Source organism: Vibrio sp. C8, assembly GCF_054051265.1.
Genome location: NZ_JBPAOE010000053.1, coordinates 92,044 through 113,233, shown reverse-complemented (window position 1 = coordinate 113,233; position 21,190 = coordinate 92,044). Strand labels below are relative to the sequence as shown.

Genomic DNA, 21,190 nt, shown 5'->3' with positions numbered 1-21,190 from the left:
GATTCAAGCCTAATTCAGTTGGAAACTTATGAAAAAACCATTTGAAGTCATCGCCATCATTGGCAAGCCTAGAGATCAACAAGCAATTCAGACTCACAAAGAATTGTATCAGTGGCTTACAACTCTAGGTTATTCTGTATTTATTGACGACAGGCTCAAAGAAATCTTAACGGATATTCCTCAAGACCACTTCTCAAGTTTAATCGAACTTGGCAGGCAGGCCGATCTCGCAATTGTTGTCGGGGGTGACGGCAATATGTTGGGTGCCGCTCGCGTACTCTCTCGCTTTGATATCTCTGTTATCGGTGTTAATCGCGGCAATTTAGGCTTTCTGACCGATCTAAACCCTGAGGATTTCCAAACACGCCTGCAAGCGGTCTTGCAAGGTGAATATATGGAAGAAGAACGCTTCTTGCTGGAAGCGGAAGTTCACCGCCATGGGCAAATCAAAAGTCACAATGCAGCTTTGAACGAAGCGGTGCTTCACCCAGGCAAAATTGCTCATATGATCGAATTCGAAGTGTACATTGATGACAAGTTCGCTTTCTCTCAGCGCTCAGACGGTTTGATCATCTCAACGCCAACAGGCTCCACAGCCTATTCTCTTTCTGGTGGCGGACCTATTGTCTCCCCTAGCCTCAATGCGATTACACTGGTACCTATGTTCCCGCACACACTTTCTTGTCGTCCATTAGTGGTTGATGGTAAGCGCCGTATTAAATTGGTGGTGTCACCAGACAACCGAGGTACTCAGGAAGTCAGTTGCGATGGTCAAATATCACTACCAGTATCTCCTGGTGATGAAGTGATCATTTATCAAAGCCCAAATGTGCTCAAGTTAATCCATCCGAAGGACTATAGTTACTACAGTGTGTTGAGAAGCAAGTTGGGTTGGTCGAGTAAATTGTTTTAAACCAACCACTCCACCTTCTATTGACTATCGACCTCGATTAATAATATCGAGGTCTTTTTATAGGGAATTATTAATATTTAAAATATTTTTTAATTTCCATTTATTTTCCATCATGCATTCATTTATCCTACACCCAGTTATTTGTGAGCTATGATTTATTCCATATTCAGGTTAAGGACTTCGGTCACAATTATTATTTATATCAATTTACTTACCCACAAACTTGGTTAAGAATCCATCCATCAGTCAACCAGCTATAACTCACAGCGGATTTAGATATGAGTAAAAATCTAAAAATTCAAGATAAGTTATGGTCAAGCTCCCTAGCTTGGTATACACACGACTATCAAATTTCAATCTTACCTTCTTTTGCACACGCCTAGTCTGCTTGGTTGTTTCTTCATTCTTTCGAATCTATTAAACAATCAACATCACCACTAAATCTATTTATATCGTTTTTCGATACTTGCATTCTTCTTTATTAATTTAAAGTTGTTGCTTGGTTATTCTTAAATAGATTTATTTAACTCGAATTTTATCGCTAATTATTTAGCGCGATATTTTGCACCCTAAATATATAACTGGTGTCGAATAATATCGCCTGACGAAAATTAAAATATTCAAAGGTATTATCATGGAAAACTTTAAACACCTACCAGAACCATTCCGCATTCGTGTTGTTGAGCCAGTAAAACGTACAACTCGTGAATATCGTGAAGAAGCCATTCTTAAAGCGGGTATGAACCCATTCCTGCTAGACAGTGATGATGTGTTTATCGACCTTTTAACAGATAGTGGCACCGGTTCTATTACACAAAGAATGCAAGCAGCAATGCTCATGGGTGACGAAGCTTACAGTGGCAGCCGCAGCTACTATGCGCTTTCGAATGCAGTGAAAGATATCTTCGGTTATGAGTTAACTATTCCAACACACCAAGGTCGTGGTGCAGAACAAATTTATATTCCAGTTCTGATTAAAAAGCGCGAGCTAGAGAAAGGCCTAGACCGTTCGAAAATGGTGGCGCTGTCTAACTACTTCTTCGACACCACGCAAGGTCACACTCAAGTTAACTGCTGTGTAGCGAAAAACGTCTATACCGAAGATGCTTTCAATACGTCTGTTAATGCAGATTTCAAAGGCAACTTTGACATCGCGAAACTGGAAATGGCGATTGAAGAAGCAGGACCTGCGAACGTACCTTACATTGTTAGCACGATTACTTGTAACTCTGCAGGTGGTCAACCTGTCTCTATCGCTAACTTAAAAGCGGTATACGAAATTGCTCAACGCTACGATATTCCAGTCATTATGGACTCTGCACGTTTTGCCGAGAATGCTTACTTTATCCAACAACGTGAGCCGGGTTACCAAGATTGGACTATCGAAGAAATCACTCGTGAAACTTATAAATACGCAGACGGCTTAGCGATGTCTGCTAAGAAAGATGCGATGGTTCAAATGGGCGGCCTTCTATGTTTCAAAGATGAATCGATGATGGACGTTTACACTGAGTGTCGTACGCTTTGTGTGGTTCAGGAAGGTTTCCCTACCTATGGTGGTCTTGAAGGCGGTGCAATGGAACGCCTTGCTGTCGGTCTTTATGATGGTATGCGCCAAGACTGGCTAGAGTACCGAATCGGTCAGGTTCAGTACCTTGTTGATGGGCTAGAAGCCATTGGGGTTGTTTGCCAGCAAGCAGGCGGCCACGCTGCATTTGTTGATGCAGGCAAACTATTACCTCATATCCCTTCACATCAGTTCCCAGCTCATGCTTTGGCTTGTGAACTTTACAAAGTAGCAGGTATCCGCGCAGTGGAAATCGGTTCGTTACTATTAGGACGTGACCCTGCAACCGGTAAACAACACCCTTGTCCTGCTGAGTTGTTACGTCTAACCATTCCTCGCGCTACTTACACTCAAACACACATGGACTTCGTTATCGAAGCATTTGGGAAAGTAAAAGAGAATGCTCACAACGTAAAAGGTCTGGATTTTACTTACGAGCCACCAGTGCTACGCCACTTCACCGCTCGTCTAAAAGAAGTTGAATAATAACTAAATCAAGCGCGCCTAATTGGCGCGCTATTTCCCTCTAAATCTAGCAAAACAAAATCTATAAATTTAGCGGGCTTTTTTCCTCAACATGAAACTTAAACAAGAGTAACGATTATGAACAATAATCCATCTTTAGTAGGCGGAGCTTGTATCATAGCAAGTGTCTGTGTAGGGGCTGGAATGTTAGGTTTGCCAAGCGCGGGAGCTGGCGCTTGGACAACTTGGTCTCTTATCGCAATTACCTTCACCATGATCATGATGACACTCTCGGGTTGGATGCTATTGGAAGCATTCAAACGCTATGATCTTAAAGTGTCTTTTAACACTGTAACCAAAGATATTCTCGGCGATAACGTCAATCGAATTAATAATTTAGCTGTGTATTTTGTTGGCGGTATCTTACTTTATGCGTACATCACTTCTTCAGGTTTAATTCTGGAAGGTGTTTTAGGCATTAATAATAAAATCGCGTCAGTCCTGTTTGTTGCTGTTTTCTCTCTTTTCGTTTGGCACTCTACTCGAGCAGTCGACAGGATCTCAATTGTTCTTATTGCCTTTATGGTACTGAGTTTTATTTTTGGTGTTTCGGGTTTAGCCGTCAACATCGATGCGAGCGTACTGTTCGACCGCATCAGCGAAGAATCCAATTACGCTCCATACGCTATGGCTATGCTGCCTGTGGCGTTAACTTCGTTTGGCTATCATCACTCAGTAGCCAGTATGCGTTCTTACTACGGATGTGAGCATCGCGCAAAATACGCCATTCTCGGTGGTACTGTTATCGCGCTGTGTCTGTACTTCCTATGGATGGTCAGTATTTACGGTAACCTACCACGTAGCAATTTCGGCCCAGTGATTGAGCAAGGCGGTAACGTTGAAGTTCTGTTGTCGGCATTAGGTTCTGTGATCGATTCAGACAAGGTATCCCACGCAATCAACACCTTCTCAATGGCGGCCATTCTTTCGTCGTTCATCGGTGTGGGCTTAGGTGTTTTTGATTTTCTGGCAGACCTGTTCAAATTTGAAGACAACAAACAAGGTCGCACTAAAACATGGGTAGTGACATTTATTCCACCACTCCTCCTTTCTTTATTGTTCCCTTTCGGCTTTGTTCTGGCGATTGGCTATGCAGGTGCAGCAGCAACAATTTGGGCTTGTTTAATTCCAGCTTTATTAGCTCGCAAATCACGCACTTTAGAAGGTGGACAAGAAGGATTTATGGCTCCGGGTGGTAACGCCATGATCGGCATGCTGATCTTATTTGGTATCGCGACCGCTGTGTTCCACTTTATGTCAATGATGAACCTATTACCTACATTCAGCGGTTAAGTCAGTTTTACTAACCCAATGACAACCCACTAATTACGAGAATTACAATGGCAGAAATACTCAATACAACAAAAGCCCCCCTGGCGATTGGACCCTATGTTCAAGGCGTTAATCTGGGTGGAATGGTCATTACTTCCGGGCAGTTACCAATTAATCCGGAAACGAAACAGATGCCTGAAGATGTTGCAGAGCAAACCTTACAATCACTAAACAATGCTTTGGCTATCATTGAAGAGGCAGGTTTAAGTGCAAGCAACATTGTTAAGACTACGGTTTTCGTTAAAGACTTAAATGATTTCCCATTAGTAAACAAAGTCTATGGCGAATTCTTTGAAAGCCACAAAGCCTCTTTTCCAGCGCGTTCATGCGTAGAAGTCGCTCGCCTGCCAATGGATGCAAAAGTGGAAATTGAAGTGATAGCGACCAAGTAAGCGCTATTCGCTAGATAATAAAAAAGACGCTTGAAGCGTCTTTTTTTTTTGAATTTATGCAATGTACGTTAGCCCTAATACACCAACTACAGCAAGTGTCGCGCCAAACATCATGACACTTGATAGTTTGTCAGCCAATGTCGATTGCGATTTACTTTTTCCCGAAGTGCTTTTCTTTTCTAATAGCGAAAGAAGTGCTGAGTTCATGATTTTCTACACCTTGTCACATTGTATACAGGTTGCGTATTCTATCTTTTTTGTGAACCTCGTCAAATTATTTAATGAACATTTAGTAATCAATTCAAAATTGATTCTCACATTGTTCAAAGGGCATATTGCTAGAAAGCTAGTGCTATCAAGCAACTCTACTTGAATCCCATTTAACGCATTAAACACAGCACCATTTCCAACACTAAAAATTTTCACACAGCCATCTTTACTGTATAAAGAAACAGTATATACTGTTCAAAAATACAGTATTATTTAATTGTACAGGTGACGAAAAATGCTGGCTCATTTAAGCGTAAACAACTTTGCAATCGTGAAATCTTTGCAGCTTGAGCTTTCACAAGGAATGACGACCATTACTGGCGAAACAGGCGCTGGTAAATCTATTGCTATTGACGCTCTAAGCTTATGTCTTGGTGGCCGTTCAGAAGCGAGTATGGTTCGACAAGGTGAAGACAAAACCGAAGTCAGCGCTTCATTCATCCTAGACAACAATATTAACGCCACCCGCTGGTTGGAAGATAATGACCTGCTGGACGGCAAAGACTGCATACTGCGTAGAACCATTACTAAAGATGGTCGTTCACGTGCATTTATCAACGGTAGTCCTGTTCCGGGATCACAACTAAAAGCGCTAGGTCAGTTACTGATTAATATCCATGGTCAACATGCGCATCAGCAACTGATGAAGCCAGAGCAACAATTGGCAATGTTGGATCAATATGCTAACCACACAAGCCTGTTGGAAAGTACTCGTATCAGTTACCAAAACTGGCGACAGTCGAATAGCCAACTGAAGCAGCTCAAAGAAAACCGCTTACAAAACCAAGCACAATTACAACTTTTGGAATACCAAATTAAAGAACTGAATGAACTTTCAATTGGTGAAGAAGAGTACAACGAAATAGAACAAGAGCATAAGCGCTTATCTAACAGCGGTGATCTTGCTTTGAATTGCCAAAAAGCGATCACTTTGATTGATGAAGGCGAAGAAGTTAACGCTCTAAGCTTATTACAGTCCACCAGTCATACCTTAATTGAACTAGCAGAAATGGACAGCTCGCTTTCAGCGCTACCAAATATGATTGCCGAAGCGATTATTCAGTTGGAAGAAGCAAATAATGAACTTCGCTCATACCTCGATCATATTGATGTAGACCCTGAGCGCATGGCTTATGTAGAAGAACGCTACTCAAAGATTATGTCTCTTTCACGTAAGCATCACGTTCTCCCTGAAGAGTTGTATCAGCATCATCAAGACCTACTCAAACAAATTGAGCAACTTGATAGCTCTGATGAAAAGCTCTCTGAACTGGAAGCTGATGTTGCGAAACAGTATCAAGCGTTTCTTACTCAAGCTGAGAAGTTAAATAAATCTCGCATACGCTACGCTAAAGATCTGGATAAACTCATTAGTCAAAGTATGCATGAATTGAGCATGGAGAAAGCCCAATTCAAGATTGATATTAGTAGCCAATTAGGTCACCCAACTCCATTAGGTATCGACTCTGTGACCTTCTTGGTGTCAACCAACGCAGGTCAACCGCTTCAACCTATTGCGAAAGTGGCATCGGGTGGTGAGCTTTCACGTATATCACTCGCTATCCAAGTGATCACTGCACAGAAAGTGGATACACCTAGCTTGATCTTTGATGAAGTAGATGTGGGGATTTCAGGTCCAACTGCGGCAGTCGTTGGTAAAATGTTGAGAAAACTGGGCGAATCTACTCAGGTTCTTTGTGTAACTCACTTACCTCAAGTTGCGGGTTGCGGTCATAACCAAATGTTTGTTGCAAAACAAACCAAAGGCGGTAAAACCGAAACGCAGATGGTGAAACTCGATAACGAACAACGAGTCTCTGAACTAGCACGTCTGCTCGGTGGTAGTCAGATTACTGAATCGACGCTAGCCAACGCAAAAGAGCTGTTAATTGCTGCATAGCACACAAAAGTCGCGATTTTTTGTCTACGCTTTGCAACCAAATTCAAAATTCGTAGTCTCAATTAGCTCATAGTGATTTGATGTTTTTACATTCGCTGTGAGCTTGTTTATTATCTTGCGAGTTTTATTTTACGGTTTATAGAAGTTTGAATATGCAGTTTACCAAATGGCTTATTGCCATTCCCCTAGCAGTGACTACCTTGTCTGGCTGCTCATTACTAGAAAAATTGGTTTATCGAATCGACATCAACCAAGGCAACTATGTTGAACAAGAATCCGTAAATAAATTGAAATTTGGTATGAGCAAAGAGCAGGTACGTTTCGTTCTTGGATCACCAATGTTGGTAGAAAATGGTTACCCTGATACTTGGTACTACATCTATCACCATACTGAAGGGCACAAAGATTCTGAACAAAAAAACCTTATCGTCAGTTTCAACCCTGCGGGTACATTGACCAACGTTTCTGGGGATTTTCCAGCTGGTGATTCGTTTTTCGAAGGCATCAACTAGAGTAATTCCCATATAAGGTTTCTCTAAAGAATTTCAGGTCCTAAATACAAAAAAGAGCTTGTTTCATACAAGCTCTTTTTTATACACATACATTATTTCGAACTGGCTGCTTGAGCTCTTTGCTGCTCTACTCGCTTACGGCGAATTTCTTTCGGGTCAGCCAATAACGGGCGGTAAATCTCAATTCTGTCTCTGTCACGAACTGTCGAGTCAAGCTTCACATTGCGGCTAAACACGCCCACTTTGTTTGCTTTCAAGTCAATCTCTGGATACATGGACAAAATACCAGACGTCTGAATGATCTCTTCTACCGTCATGTCTTTGTTTACGACAAGATTCAGAACTCGTTGCTCATGCGGCAAGGCATAAACCACATCAACATGAATAATATCCGATTCAATACTCATTATGCGTACACCTGCTTTGCTCGTTTTGTGAAAGCATTAACCATGTTACTGGTCAGCTCATTAAAAATTTTACCAAACGCCAGTTCAATCATTTTGCTCGAAAACTCAAACTCTAACTTCAGTTCGACCTTACAAGCCTGCTCGTCCAGTGGCGTAAAATGCCACCCACCACGTAAGGTTTTAAATGGGCCATCAACCAAATTCATCATAATCGACTCACCATGACGCAACTCGTTTGATGTAGTAAATGTTTTGCTAATACCGGCTTTAGACACATCAACAGACGCGACCATAGCCTCTGGCGATGATTCCAATACACGAGAACCTGAGCAACCCGGCAAAAATTCAGGGTAGCGAGCGACATCATTAACTAAATGAAACATCTGCTCTGCACTAAACGACACCAACGCAGAACGACTAATTTGTTTCATCTTTACTCCTCATCTTTGCCCGGACATATCGGTTAGCGCTGATTGTACTGTCATACTTATGTCACCTCAAGTAAACGCACATTGCTACTTGTTAGACAACGCAGTTAACCTTATGCTACGCAAAGAAAAGCATTTCCTATCTATTCACCAAATCCGTATAATGCGCCCACTATGGTAAAGAAAAATTCAAAGACAAAAGCGGGTAGCAACACTATCGCGCTTAATAAAAAAGCTCGCCATGAATACTTTATTGAAGATGAAGTAGAAGCAGGGCTTGAGCTACAAGGCTGGGAAGTTAAATCTCTTCGTCAAGGCAAAGCGAATATCGCTGAAAGCTATGTTTTCATGCGAGACGGAGAAGCTTTTATTTCTGGAATGACTATTACTCCGCTACAACAAGCCTCAACGCATGTTGTTGCTAACCCTACTCGTGTACGTAAACTGTTATTAAGCCGTCGTGAACTCGACAACCTATTCGGTCGAATTAACCGTGAAGGTATGACTTTAACAGCGTTGTCTCTTTACTGGTCTCGCTCTTGGGTAAAACTCAAAGTTGGCGTTTCGAAAGGTAAAAAGCTTCACGATAAACGTGATGATTTAAAAGAAAAAGATTGGGCGAGAGAGAAAGCACGCGTAATGAAGAGCTCATTGCGTTAATCTTGACCAAACAGACGCACAGCGCTAGACAGGCAATGCTTTTCTGGTACTATGCATCAACAACCTTGGGGCTGATTCTGGATTCGACGGGAATTTTGAAGTCTGAGGTGCATGCCGAGGTGCGGTAGGCCTCGTTAACAAACCGCAAAAAAATAGTCGCAAACGACGAAAACTACGCACTAGCAGCTTAATACCCTGCTAAGAGCCTCTTTGCCCTAGCTTCCGCTCGTAAGACGGGGAATAACAAAGAGTCAAACCCAAACAAGCTAGCTCGGATTCTCCAGCCTGAGAGATGAACAGCGAATTATAATTCAGGATAGTCATTCATTAGCGTGTCGGTTCGCAGGTGGGTGGCGAAATTAAAGATCGACTAAGCATGTAGTACCAATGATGAATGATTTTCGGACGCGGGTTCAAATCCCGCCAGCTCCACCAATCACTAGTAACGGGACGTCTCAGGACGTCCCGTTTTCTTTTCTAAACCCTTGTCCTATCTAGCTTTAAGTGGTTCAGGGCGTCTCATCGAGATTCACTTAATCTCAGTCATTTAGTAACATTCTGCGTAACACTAACCAATAACAACACAAATTGGTGTTACATCAGAAAGGAACTATTAAAATGGCTAAGCAAATCAAGCCTTTATCACCAACTCAAGTAACCAAAGCTAAGCCCTTAGAGAAAGAGTATTCGCTTGCAGATGGCAATGGTCTGTACTTACGTATAAAGCCGAATGGCGCAAAACTTTGGATTTTCAACTACATCCATCCAACTACTAAAAAACGTAAGAACATCAGCCTCGGCGCATTTCCTGATATTACTCTCGCATCTGCGAGAGAGAAAACAAGAGAGATGCGCCAGCAAGTCGCTGAAGGCATTGATCCAAAAACCCACAGAGATAACCAACTCATTACCGCACAGATAGCTCAGTCATCAACTCTTAAATCCGTTGCCGAAGAATGGTTTGAAGTAAAAAAGCATGACGTTTCCGAAGACTATGCCAGCGATATCTGGCGCTCTCTGGAGCTACATATCTTTCCTAACCTCGGTAACATGCCGATAAGTGAATTAACTGCCCCGATAGTGATTCAAGTCTTACGGCCTGTGGAAGCAAAGGGCGCATTAGAGACAGTTAAACGAGTATGTCAGCGAATAAATGAAGTGATGAACTACGCGGTGAATTGCGGAAAGATTCAGTCCAACCCACTATTCGGGATAAAGCATGCTTTTAAAAAGTCGAAAGCTGATCACATGAGTACTATCAGCCCAGACGAACTTCATCTTCTTATGCAAGCGATGTCGTTAGCCAATATCAAGCTTGCCACCCGCTGCGCTTTTGAATTCCAACTCCACACTCTGACCCGTCCTGTTGAATGTGCCGCTGCAGAATGGAGTGAAATTGATTTCGAAAACAAACTTTGGGTCATTAGCAAGGATAAAATGAAAATGAAGCGCGATCACAAAATCCCTCTTTCAGACGCTTCGATTCAACTTTTAAACTTTATGAAGCCTATTTCCTACGGACAACGCTATGTATTCCCTAGCTCAACATCAGTTGATCAGCACATGAACAGCCAGAGCGTCAACGCGGCACTAAAACGTGCTGGAATGAAAGGAAAGCTAGTAAGTCACGGTATGCGTTCCATTGGCAGTACAGCACTCAACGAACAGGGCTTTAACAAAGATGCTATTGAGCTGTGTTTAGCACACGTAGACAAGAACACGATTCGTGACATCTACAACAATGCTGAATACTTGGAAGAACGACGCAAGATCATGGAATGGTGGAGTAATTTCATACTTGATGCTTCTAAAAATGCCAACACAATTGCTAAGAACAAGGGATAAGGCAATGAGTAGAATATATGATGATCTTTCGTATAAAGATTCTGCACTCTACAAATTTGTACATAAACACAGGGAACGAATTCTTAAAGACAGGACAAAAACTCCTGAAAATACAGCTCTCTTTCTTCTCTATCTTGGATTTAGCCTAATCGAATCTGCGCCTAGTGAAAGAGTTTATACAGAATTGCAGTATTTAATCGATGACACATTTGCAGCTGCCCTAGATATTTTATGTTCAGAAAACGCCGAAGAAATTAACCAAATAATGCGAGACTACTCAGATCAGTTAGGCTTAACAAAGAGCAAAAAGCCTAAAAAGATTGATGATGAGGATATTTATCGAATGGTTTTGCTAGGTAAAGAAATTTTTCCTGAAAAATCTTTAGAAAAGATCTATGAAAAAATCGCAAATGTGACAAAGATCACTAAGCTTTCTAAAAGCCAAGTCAAGAAAAAATACTACTCTTTTATCCAACTGAACAAAGAACAAACAGAGCTAACTCTTTACAAAGCGCGAAACAAATCAAAAAGGGAGGTCCATCAAAACATGATAAGAATTTTCGAGTTTGACATTACATTTTTATCATCTTACAAGGAATTTTTCCTTGACATGGTTTCGTGCTTTGATGAGGTAGTTGAACATTCCCATCTTCATTACTCAGGTTTCCCATCAAAAGAAACACCAAGTTCGATACAGTCTTTGATGAATTTTGATAACCATCTGAAATTATACAAAAAATCTGATTACCCATGGATGATTAGATTATCAGAGATCGGTTTTTCTGAAAGACATAATGAGTTCAAACGTTACAGAGATAACCTACGGAAGTACTACTCATCTCAGTCCATAAACAAACTGCCTAGCTTGTCATATTCTGATGATCTTGAAGCTGAAGCTGTGTTTTCCAACTTCTTTTCATTAACAAAACCTTTAAAATCAAATAAATAAGAAGAAAAACTCTCTAAATTAACGATTGGTCAAGAACCCCCCTCTGTTTTTGACCAATCACTTGTCATAACTTCAATTCCGTCGCTGGCCAGCGGTCTTTAACACAAACGAAAAATTAAAAAATAACAAAGGTGTTAGTTATGACTGAACAACAAATCAAAATCGTACGTAAATCTGACGTTCTACAACGCGTACCCTTCTCAAGAGCGACTCTCCATCGCAAAATCAATGATGGAACTTTCCCACCGTCAATTCCTTTAGGCGCAAACTCTGTTGGTTTCTTGTCTCATGAGGTCGATGCAATTATCGCAGCCATGGCACTAGGCAAAGATCTACAGCAAACTGTTTCTCATCTTGTTGAGCAAAGACAGTCTCTTTTCGACAACAGTCTCTATGCACTAGCCGCATAACTAAAAATTCTCACTAAGCACAAATAAATCAATTGTTTACTGCATGCTTTAGCATGCTGGTAGAAGTGCAGAATTTTTTAGTTATATATATTATCTAGAAATTTTGCACTTTTACGTTCAAGCAGGAATTAGAATAAATGAACGTCATCGCGCAATCTCAAGCTACAGAACACACTCTACTTCAAACCTCAAAAGCTAAGTCGGTTTTCATTATGCTCGACCCGTTCCTTCAGCATCGCTCGAATGATCATCGAGTCGTTGCTCTACGCAACGACAGAAGCAATGCGATGGATGTCGTCAGATATTATCTAGATGCTGGCTATACGATTACATTAGTCGCCGATTCAAAGCTGTTCCCGACTCAAACGGCTAGATTAATGAAAAGCAACTACTGTGGAAGTCGTGTTCCAATGTTAGATAGCGCGACAGGGATTTACTACAGCCTAGAGAACTTTAGAAGCACTGTGACTTATCTAACCCTTTGCAACTCTCTATCACCGTGCAAAGAGACATCGCAGTGGCTTTCCAGACAATTGATTCGTACTGTTCCTCTGACAAACAGCACAACCGAGGCATGTGTTAACACCTTTCTGTCAGATTTACAGGGCGTTCAGAGTATTAAGTTATTGAGAGCTGCACTTGATGAGCAACTCGAACAGAATCGCAATAGAGTGAGAAAATTCATGTCTCCAACTCTTCAAACTAAGACCATCACCGTTGATTCATTGCGCTCTCCGCTGTGCTCACAGCTTATCAACGACAGCAAAACTCTTGCAGTAAGAGCGGCAACAGGCACAGGGAAGACCAAGCATCTATTTGGTCCATTAGCGAAAGCGGCTCGAAGCAAAAACAAGAAGATCGTTTACCTGTCTTACCTGACTGCACTGGTCGAACAATACTGCAATGACAATCTCGCAGTCAGCTACAACCAAGATTTATGCGAGCTAGAACAGGCGGATGCGATGGGGGTTGTTGTAAACAGCATTTGGAAATCTCATATTCGCTCTGTGCTTAATCAGGCGGATATCCTTATCATTGATGAGTTCGAAAAAGTACTGACGACTGTCGTATGTTCTGAACCAAGTAAACAGTTGCCAAAGCAACAAGTTTTTGAAAGCTTGTCAGAAGCCATTCGTAATGTCCCACAATTGATTGTGGGTGATGCTGATCTTTCAGATATCAGCTTGGGTTATATCAAAGAGTTAAGAAGCGAAGTGACGCTATTGGATTGCACTGAGAACCCGTATTCTTCAATCAAAGCGGTGATCACAGATAAAAACCAGTACCTCTCTGACGTTTATCTTAAAGAGCGGCTTACTAAGAAAGATAAAGTGTTCCTGTTTGATTCTCTCGTCACACTTCGTCAGGTTACCCAATCACTAGGCTATAAAGATACTAATAAGCTAGATAGTGAAGATGAAGCACTAAAAGACGGTGTCTTAATTATCCACGCTCACAATAAAGACATGCCTGCTCAAAAAGCCTTTTTGGAGAATCCAAACGAAGAGATTAAGAAGTATAAAGCAATCATGGCATCTCCTTGCTTAAGTTCAGGATTCTCAATTACTACGCACTTTACTAACAAGGTTGTGGTTTTCTGCGATAAGACATTGACACCTTTAGAGCTGATTAATTTCGCACGTCGATTTCGTACAGCAAAACAAATTTGGTTTGCCGTTGATGCATACAAAGATTTCATTACGCCACATACCAAAGAGACGACGTACAAACCAACAGTCCATGTTCAACCAACCGACAAGTTAAACATTGCATTCAACAACGTTAAAAAGCGCTTCTTCGCTCCTTTAGCCTTGCATTTACATTTAACGTTGGAAGAACTCGGTTTCATGACTACATCGGCCCCATCCTCTTTTACAGCACAACTGTTTGCTCAAAAGAGTGTTACTCTGGCAGCCAAAGCGTACAAAGAGTTAGAAGTGCAAGCGATTGTATCCTCACCTGATTTAACTCAAGAACAAGCTTCCTGGTTATGGGCTAAAGACAGAAGGACGTCTTCTGATAACGCTTCTTTAACTAAGTTTCAGATCAAACGGGATTACGGAGTGAAGAAGGTTACAGAAGATGACGTTCACTTCCACTTCAAGTTCTTAGCCAACCGAAGTGTGTTTGATTCATTCCCGTTCGTGAATCGCTCTAGTGACAAAGTGGAAATCGAAACTAAGCACCATCGTATCGCTCATCTCATCTATGACCGAATTTTGAAAAAGTATGGATTTTCTGTCGATGGTGACGCCTTTTGGATTCATAAAGATGAGGTTCGCCAGATTGTAAAAACCTGTTATGTTAACCGAAAGCTATTGAACTGGGCTTTTAAAGATAGCTTACACATTACCAAACCTCTTCATCAGGAGGCAAACCCAAACAAGGCGACGTCATACCTTAAAAGACTCTTAAACTCATTGGGCTTCGAAGTTGGGACATTCCGCAGCAGTAGCAAGAAAGCAAAAGTAGAAATGCATAAAAACGCTCGTAATTATGCTTACTATACAGCCCCATCTGAAACTACCAAGTCCGCAGCTTAACAACCAACACTGCCCTGCTACCACGACACTCAGAAGGTAGCAGGGAATATCCCACATCAAATCATAATCTTACTACAGCGCTCAATTCCTGGATCTAAAGCCTCTCAATCGAAGCTTGTTGCGTTATAATGCCCACAATTTTGTTCTTCGCTCAAACCAAGGTTCTGAGCGAGCCGTGAACGTTTAAGAGATTCTTATGACAAACAATACCGCAGTAGAAAAAATCAGCCTTGAAGAGCTAAAAACATGGCTTTGGGGCAGCGCAAACATCATGCGTGGCACTGTAGATAGCTCAGACTTCAAAAACTATATCTTTGGTCTCCTGTTCTTAAAACGTCTTTCAGACGTATTTGACGAGCGTGTAGAAGCCGTGATGGAAGAGGAAGGTTGCAACGCTGAAGAAGCAATGGCGCTCATTCAGGAAGATAACCCAGAGCAATTCGTTCCTGTGTATGCACGTTGGAACAAGCTGATCGAAAGAACGGAAAATATTGGTGAGTACATCGATGAAGCCTTTGCTGAAATCGAACATCAAAACCCATCACTAGAAAAAGTGCTTACCGCCATTCAGTTCGGTGATAAAGAGAAGCTCAGCAATGAGCTACTGACTCGCCTGCTCCGCCACTTTAACCAACACAAGCTGGGCAATAAAAACCTCTACAAAGCCGACCTACTTGGAGATGCATACGAGTATTTGATTGGCAAATTTGCTGATGATGCTGGTAAGAAAGGTGGCGAGTTCTACACCCCTCATGAAGTGGTAGAGCTTATTGTTAAGCTGATTGACCCACAACCAGGCCATGAGATTTACGATTTGACCTGTGGGTGTGGCGGCATGTTGGTTGAATCCGCTCGTCACATTAAAGAAAACTACGAGAATGGCACCATCATGGGTAAACCTAACTGTAAACTTTACGGTCAGGAGAAGAACCTAGGAACATGGGCAATTGCCAAACTCAACATGTTCCTGCACAACCTAGATGGTGACATTAAGCGCGGCGATACTCTCGTAAACCCATTACATAAAGACGGCGAAGGTCTTCAAACGTTCGACCGTGTCATTGCCAACCCTCCATTTTCAATCAAAGACTGGTGGGAACCATTGGAATTGAATGGCGGCAAGATAGTTGGCGATAACGGCAAAGAGAGAAATGTTAAATACAGCACTGACCTTAAAGATCCTTATGGTCGATTTGGCCTTGGCGTTGCACCGAGGACTAAAGCAGATCTAGCCTTTGTTCAGCATATGGTTGCCTCAACGAAAGATGACGGTCGTATCGGCGTTGTCGTCCCTCACGGTGTACTTTTCCGTGAAGGTGATGAGGGTAAAATTCGTAAAGGTATGCTTATCGGCAACGATGAATTTAAGGGTGACTTGATCGAAGGTGTCGTTGGTTTGCCGCCAGCACTTTTCTTCAACACAGGCATTGCGGCTGCGGTTTTAATCATCAATAAAGACAAACCTGCTGCACTGAAGAACAAAGTGATTTTCGTTGATGCATCTGCTGAGTTTGGTGAAGGCAAGGCGATGAACTATCTTCGCGAAGGTGATATCAAACGCATCACAACCGAGTACAGCAAAGCGAAACAAACACTAATTGATGCAGGAGATCAGACGGAAGATAAACTTTCGGAGCTACTGGATGCTGTCACTGTTGATAAATATCTACGCGTAGTCGATATCGTTGAAATCAAGCAGAATGACTTTAACCTCAATATCAGCCGCTATATCGATTCTTCAGATGAAGAAGAAAAAGTTTGTATTACAACCACTCTTAGAAACTTAGCTCAAATTGACGAAAAGATTTGTGAAGTAGACTCAAAGCTCAAAGACCTCATCAACTCAGTATCTATTGAGGTATAAACTATGGATAACTGGAGAGACTCAAAAATAGAAGAGCTTTGCACCTTACACTACGGCAAATCTCCTAAAGGCATAGATTCAGATGATGGCATTTACCCGATTTATGGCACTGGTGGCATAGTTGGAAGTACCAACGATTATTTATACGATAAGCCGAGTATCATTCTTGGACGAAAAGGGTCTATCGGTAATATTCACTATGTAAATAAACCGTTCTGGACAATCGATACTACTTTTTATGTCGAAGCCAAAAATTGCGATACTAAATGGTTATATTACGTATTCAGTAGTTTAAACATAGAGAAGCTGAACGAAGCTACAGGTGTTCCCAGTCTGAGCCGAAATAACATTTATGCTCAAATGTTAAAAGCTCCAAGCGACCAAAAAGAACAACAAAAAATAGCGGAAATCCTTTCAACTGTTGATAAGAAAATCGACCTTATCGACCAGAAAATTGCAGAAACCGAAAAGCTAAAAACAGGTTTGATGCAAAAACTGTTTTCAGAAGGTGTCGGTGTTCAGGACGAGAACGGGGAGTGGCAACCGCATACTGAGTTTCAGGATTCCATATATGGCAATATCCCGAAAACATGGAAACTGTTTAAGCTAAACCAAGTTACTGATTATGTTGATTATCGAGGAAAGACTCCTCCAAAAGTCGAAAGCGGTACATTTTTAGTAACTGCTAAAAATATAAAAAATGGCTTTATAGATTATGAATGCTCGAAAGAGTACATCCCATCAGAGCTATATGATGACGTTATGAGTCGTGGGAAACCTAAGCTGGGTGACGTTGTATTCACAACAGAAGCTCCGTTAGGTAATGTTGCCTTAATAGATCGCTCCGATGTAGCCATTGCTCAACGAGTTATAAAGTTTCGCCCCAAAGACGACATTTGTCTAGATAGCGGGTACCTGAAACACTTTATGCTATCTACCTATTTTCAAAAAGAGCTACTCCAAAATGCTACTGGCAGTACAGTGTTAGGAGTCAAGGGAAAGCGACTTCACGTTATGCTTGTATGCTTGCCAAGTATCAATGAACAAATAATGATAGTAGATATTCTGAATGAAGTAGATAGAAAAAAGCATTTTCTCGAACTACAAAAAGCCGAAACCCAACAACTTAAAAAAGGCTTGATGCAGAAGCTACTTACGGGCGAATGGCGAGTTCCTGTTGAGGAAACTGAAGCCGCTTAGCGATTGCTTCATGATGCCTTCAAGCGAAGGCATCTGAAAAGCAAAAAACGTAATTTAAATGAACAATAAAAAATGAATAACAATAAATAAAGGAATAAGGTATGTCAGGTCAGGCTGAATCATCGAATCCAGAGCTAGTTGGGGTAGAACGCCCAGCGATTGAATGGTTAAAAACCCTTGGTTATCAGCACATTAAAGGTCGAGATGTAGAACAAACACACAAGACTGAGCCTGTTATTCTGGAGTCAGTGTTAACTGACAGACTACACGCCCTTAACCCTTGGCTGGCCGAGGTTCCGAAAGGTGCAAACAAAGCGATTAAACAGCTCAGAGACATATGGTTTGAGCATAACAGCGACTTAATGCTGGCTAACCATGCGTTCTGGAAGCATGTTCTGTTTCAATCGAATCTGCAACAAAAAGACAAAAATGGTCAGCCTCGTAGCATCCGCTTTATCAACCAAACGGGTGCCGAGGGTAACTTATTCCATGTGGTGGATCAGTACGTCGGCAAAAATGCTAACGATGAACTTTTTAAACCCGATTTACTTTTATTTATTAATGGCTTACCCCTTGGCTTGATTGAGTGTAAAAACAGCTCAATTAAGCTCAGCAAAGGCATTGCACAAATTGATGGCTACCAAGGCACCTTTACACAGCATTTTGCCTTTAATATGGTTTGTGCCGCCATTAACCGCAGCCAAGCCAAATATGGCGCTATATATGCGTCTGAACAGTTTTATCTAACTTACAAATTTGATCCGAAAAAGCCTGACGAGAACATTGTTCTTACCGAATTAGAAAATCAATTAGGAAAGAAACCTACAGAGCAAGACAAGCTACTGTGGGCATTATTCGAGCCTTCCCGCTTCGTGCGTTTAGTCTGTTTCTATCCTATGTATGAAATCGAGAAAGGCGTCATGATCAAGAAGTTGCCACGTTACCAACAGTGGCGTGCAGTAGAAAAGACGCTACTTCGTCTACAGGGTAAAGACCCGCAGCTATTAGGCCAAAAACTTGGCGGCGTGGTTTGGCATACGCAAGGGAGTGGTAAATCACTGACGATGGCACTACTTGCCCGTTTAATGCGAGCCGAAATTTCTGGTTTCAATAACCCAAGTATTTTGATTCTTACCGACCGCACTGACCTTGACCGTCAGATCCATAATACTTTTACTAATGTCGGTCTTGAATCGATTAAAGCAGACTCCGTCGCAGGGCTAGAAGCCATGCTCAGCAATGACTACGGCACCATTTTCACTTCGACCGTTCAAAAGTTTCAAGAAAGCGATGGTAAGCAGATACAGGCCGCAAAAGAGTCTGAAGATGAGGATTCCATTGCAGATTCTAAAAGTCGCGTCAGACGCGTTTTGAGGAAAGATGATTCGGGGCAAGAACAGTGCTGGATTTTAAAGGAGAACAATGTTCTTCACGGCCAAACTGATGCTAATGGCACCCCTAAAAAAGCCAAATGGGAACTCATCAGCGAAGAGAAAGTTGATTTTCGAGTTCTGAGTACCAAGCCAAACTTCTTCGTGATGGTTGATGAAGCTCACCGCAGCCAGTATGGATTCCTTGCTGCATTTATGCGTGCTTCTTTACCTAATGCCAAGTTCATAGCATTTACTGGCACCCCGCTTTTTAAAGACGATAAAGAAACCCTGGGTACATTCGGCGGTAAAGAATACATCGATACTTACCGCCTCGACGAGGCGGTTGCAGATGGCGCGACACTGCCTATTAAATATCTTGAAGGTATGGCGCAATGGGGTAGCGACGGAAAGCTAAAACAAGCTTTTGAGGATGAATTTGGTAATGAGCCTTTAGCCCGTAAGAAGAAACTAAAGCAAGAGTTACTCAAAAAACGTCGTGGTGCTATCGGGCGTATTGACGAGAATGCTCGCCATCTCGTCGAACATTTTCTATCAAGCGTGAAGCCTCGCGGCTTTAAAGCCATGCTGGTATGTGACGGGCGTGATATGGCTGTTCGCTATAAAGACGTACTAAACCAAATCGTGCAGGAGCGTCAAAACAAAGGTCTGCCGACCTTTGAAAGCCGAGTGGTTATCTCTCTCGGTAGTATGACCGATAAGCGCACAGGTATTAGTGAACAACAAGCTCACTATGCATCAGGCTCAACATCAAAACTTGAAACTATCGAAGAGCGCATCAAACGGGAACTCAAACAAGGCCAAACACCGATAGCCGTACCGTCTGAAAAGATCCCAAGCTTCGTGAATGATGAATTTAAGCTGCCTTATGGTGATGAGTCTGCTAATACCAAAGAAGAAACCAAGTTTAACAACATTGGGTTAATCATCGTTTCTGACATGCTGTTAACTGGCTGGGATGCTCCTATTGTCAGCACTCTATATTTGGATAAACCGCTAAAAGAACATACTTTGCTTCAGGCTATTGCTCGTGTAAACCGAACTCGAAAAGGTAAGAAAGCGGGTTACATTGTCGATTATTTCGGTGTAGTTGAGTACCTAGATGAAGCGCTGAAAGTTTATGGGGGTGACGTACAACCCGATCAAGTATGGACGGACGTAGAAGCGGAGTTACCACGTCTTCAATCAGCTTTGACAAAAGTGTTAGACATTCTTCCGAAAAAGCACAATCCCGTGAAGCAACCAGAACCTTACAAAGAGGATGCCGATCTCTACCTAGACCCAGATACTCGTCTAGATATTGTTGAAGACTTCCTCGTTGCTCTCGCTGGATTCAATAGCCGCTTAGATATCGTGTTACCCGACGAACGCGCATCTAAATATCAGCCTTACTTCAAAGTGCTGAATGAGATAAAACTCCAACTGCGCAACAAAATGCCTGAGAGTGCTGATACGGTTCGCATCACCGCATCTGAATCTGAGCTGCTTAAAAACATGCTCGACGAGCATATAGAAGCAAGTGAAGTTAAGAGCTTGCTAGGTCGTGAAGTTTCAATTCTGGATGCTGCGGATATGGATCTACTCCGCAAACAAAAAAGTGCAGGAAGTGCAGCATTGGTCATGAAGAACAAACTCAAGCACACCATCAAGACGGGTAAAGGTAAAGATCCTGCCTTCTTTGGTGACTTGGAAGAAGAGCTAGAAAAGCTTATCCAAGATGAACGTGAAGGACGTATTGAACAAGCTCTATTCCTTGAACAGCTAGAGCTTTTTGCTCAGCGTGTTCGTGATAAAGATGCCAAGCCATCTGAAATGGGCCTGGGAACAGCAACAGAGCGAGCCGTGTTCAACTACTTGGAAAAGCAGGTAGAGGAAGCAGAAGCTTTGGCATGGACTAAAGGCATCTTTAGCCACCCTGATATCGCTGAAGTCATGTTGTCACCGATATGGAAAAAACAGACTGATATTCATAATGAGATCAAAAAAACAATCAGGACTATTTTACGTGGTCTTGGAGGCTGGGATATGACGGTAGCACGTCAGCACTCTGCTGAAATTTTCAGTATTATGCTGAACAACTGA

The 21,190-nt window shown here is 42.0% G+C and carries 17 protein-coding genes and 1 other RNA gene; 15 read left to right on the top strand and 3 right to left on the bottom strand.

Features of this window, described 5'->3' with window-relative positions:
* The first annotated feature begins 28 nt into the window (after positions 1 to 28).
* From nadK to ACRQQK_RS20780, 4 genes are all read left to right on the top strand, one after another.
* Complete coding sequence (nadK, locus tag ACRQQK_RS20795; protein ID WP_457514567.1) at positions 29 to 913, top strand: NAD(+) kinase; 885 nt, start codon at positions 29 to 31, stop codon at positions 911 to 913.
* A 634-nt stretch (positions 914 to 1,547) separates the two neighbouring features.
* Positions 1,548 to 2,966, top strand: coding sequence for a tryptophanase (tnaA, locus tag ACRQQK_RS20790; protein ID WP_457514565.1), 1,419 nt, complete (start codon positions 1,548 to 1,550; stop codon positions 2,964 to 2,966).
* A gap of 117 nt (positions 2,967 to 3,083) precedes the next feature.
* On the top strand, positions 3,084 to 4,298 hold the full coding sequence (locus ACRQQK_RS20785) for an aromatic amino acid transporter (protein WP_457514564.1): 1,215 nt from the start codon (positions 3,084 to 3,086) through the stop codon (positions 4,296 to 4,298).
* Positions 4,299 to 4,345: 47 nt separating this feature from the next.
* Positions 4,346 to 4,729 carry a Rid family detoxifying hydrolase gene (locus ACRQQK_RS20780; RefSeq protein WP_102968327.1) on the top strand — a complete coding sequence of 128 codons (384 nt, stop codon included), beginning with the start codon at positions 4,346 to 4,348 and terminating at the stop codon, positions 4,727 to 4,729.
* 54 nt (positions 4,730 to 4,783) lie between these two features.
* Here the strand turns inward: ACRQQK_RS20780 and ACRQQK_RS20775 are convergent, their stop codons facing one another.
* Positions 4,784 to 4,936: a hypothetical protein gene (locus tag ACRQQK_RS20775; RefSeq protein WP_180980195.1), complete on the bottom strand. Its 153-nt coding sequence runs from the start codon at positions 4,934 to 4,936 to the stop codon at positions 4,784 to 4,786.
* Positions 4,937 to 5,234: 298 nt separating this feature from the next.
* Between ACRQQK_RS20775 and recN the strand changes: the two genes are divergently transcribed.
* Both recN and bamE read left to right on the top strand, forming a co-directional pair.
* Positions 5,235 to 6,899, top strand: a complete 1,665-nt coding sequence (gene recN, locus ACRQQK_RS20770) for a DNA repair protein RecN (RefSeq protein ID WP_112404476.1) — start codon at positions 5,235 to 5,237, stop codon at positions 6,897 to 6,899.
* 152 nt (positions 6,900 to 7,051) lie between these two features.
* On the top strand, positions 7,052 to 7,411 hold the full coding sequence (gene bamE / locus ACRQQK_RS20765; protein ID WP_102968329.1) for an outer membrane protein assembly factor BamE: 360 nt from the start codon (positions 7,052 to 7,054) through the stop codon (positions 7,409 to 7,411).
* A 92-nt stretch (positions 7,412 to 7,503) separates the two neighbouring features.
* On the opposite strand, the gene ACRQQK_RS20760 is transcribed toward bamE, so the two are convergent.
* Positions 7,504 to 7,818, bottom strand: a complete 315-nt coding sequence (locus ACRQQK_RS20760; protein ID WP_112404475.1) for an RnfH family protein — start codon at positions 7,816 to 7,818, stop codon at positions 7,504 to 7,506.
* Positions 7,818 to 8,249, bottom strand: coding sequence for an SRPBCC family protein (locus ACRQQK_RS20755; protein ID WP_112404474.1), 432 nt, complete (start codon positions 8,247 to 8,249; stop codon positions 7,818 to 7,820). The genes ACRQQK_RS20760 and ACRQQK_RS20755 overlap by 1 nt, the downstream gene beginning before the upstream one ends.
* 171 nt (positions 8,250 to 8,420) lie before the next feature.
* Between ACRQQK_RS20755 and smpB the strand changes: the two genes are divergently transcribed.
* From smpB to ACRQQK_RS20710, 9 genes are all read left to right on the top strand, one after another.
* Positions 8,421 to 8,906 carry an SsrA-binding protein SmpB gene (smpB, locus tag ACRQQK_RS20750; RefSeq protein ID WP_112404473.1) on the top strand — a complete coding sequence of 162 codons (486 nt, stop codon included), beginning with the start codon at positions 8,421 to 8,423 and terminating at the stop codon, positions 8,904 to 8,906.
* A gap of 67 nt (positions 8,907 to 8,973) precedes the next feature.
* Positions 8,974 to 9,341, top strand: a transfer-messenger RNA (tmRNA) gene (ssrA, locus tag ACRQQK_RS20745).
* A gap of 183 nt (positions 9,342 to 9,524) precedes the next feature.
* Positions 9,525 to 10,751 carry an integrase domain-containing protein gene (locus ACRQQK_RS20740; protein ID WP_457514561.1) on the top strand — a complete coding sequence of 409 codons (1,227 nt, stop codon included), beginning with the start codon at positions 9,525 to 9,527 and terminating at the stop codon, positions 10,749 to 10,751.
* A gap of 4 nt (positions 10,752 to 10,755) precedes the next feature.
* Positions 10,756 to 11,700, top strand: coding sequence for a hypothetical protein (locus ACRQQK_RS20735; protein WP_457514559.1), 945 nt, complete (start codon positions 10,756 to 10,758; stop codon positions 11,698 to 11,700).
* A gap of 140 nt (positions 11,701 to 11,840) precedes the next feature.
* Entirely contained in the window at positions 11,841 to 12,110 is a 270-nt protein-coding gene (locus tag ACRQQK_RS20730) for a helix-turn-helix transcriptional regulator (RefSeq protein WP_020431431.1), read from the top strand.
* Positions 12,111 to 12,247: 137 nt separating this feature from the next.
* A complete protein-coding gene (locus tag ACRQQK_RS20725) occupies positions 12,248 to 14,653 on the top strand; it encodes a hypothetical protein (protein WP_457514557.1) in 2,406 nt (801 codons plus the stop codon).
* Positions 14,654 to 14,849: 196 nt separating this feature from the next.
* On the top strand, positions 14,850 to 16,517 hold the full coding sequence (locus tag ACRQQK_RS20720; RefSeq protein WP_457514555.1) for an N-6 DNA methylase: 1,668 nt from the start codon (positions 14,850 to 14,852) through the stop codon (positions 16,515 to 16,517).
* A 3-nt stretch (positions 16,518 to 16,520) separates the two neighbouring features.
* Positions 16,521 to 17,717, top strand: coding sequence for a restriction endonuclease subunit S (locus tag ACRQQK_RS20715; RefSeq protein WP_457514553.1), 1,197 nt, complete (start codon positions 16,521 to 16,523; stop codon positions 17,715 to 17,717).
* 101 nt (positions 17,718 to 17,818) lie between these two features.
* Positions 17,819 to 21,190, top strand: a complete 3,372-nt coding sequence (locus ACRQQK_RS20710; protein WP_457514551.1) for a type I restriction endonuclease subunit R — start codon at positions 17,819 to 17,821, stop codon at positions 21,188 to 21,190.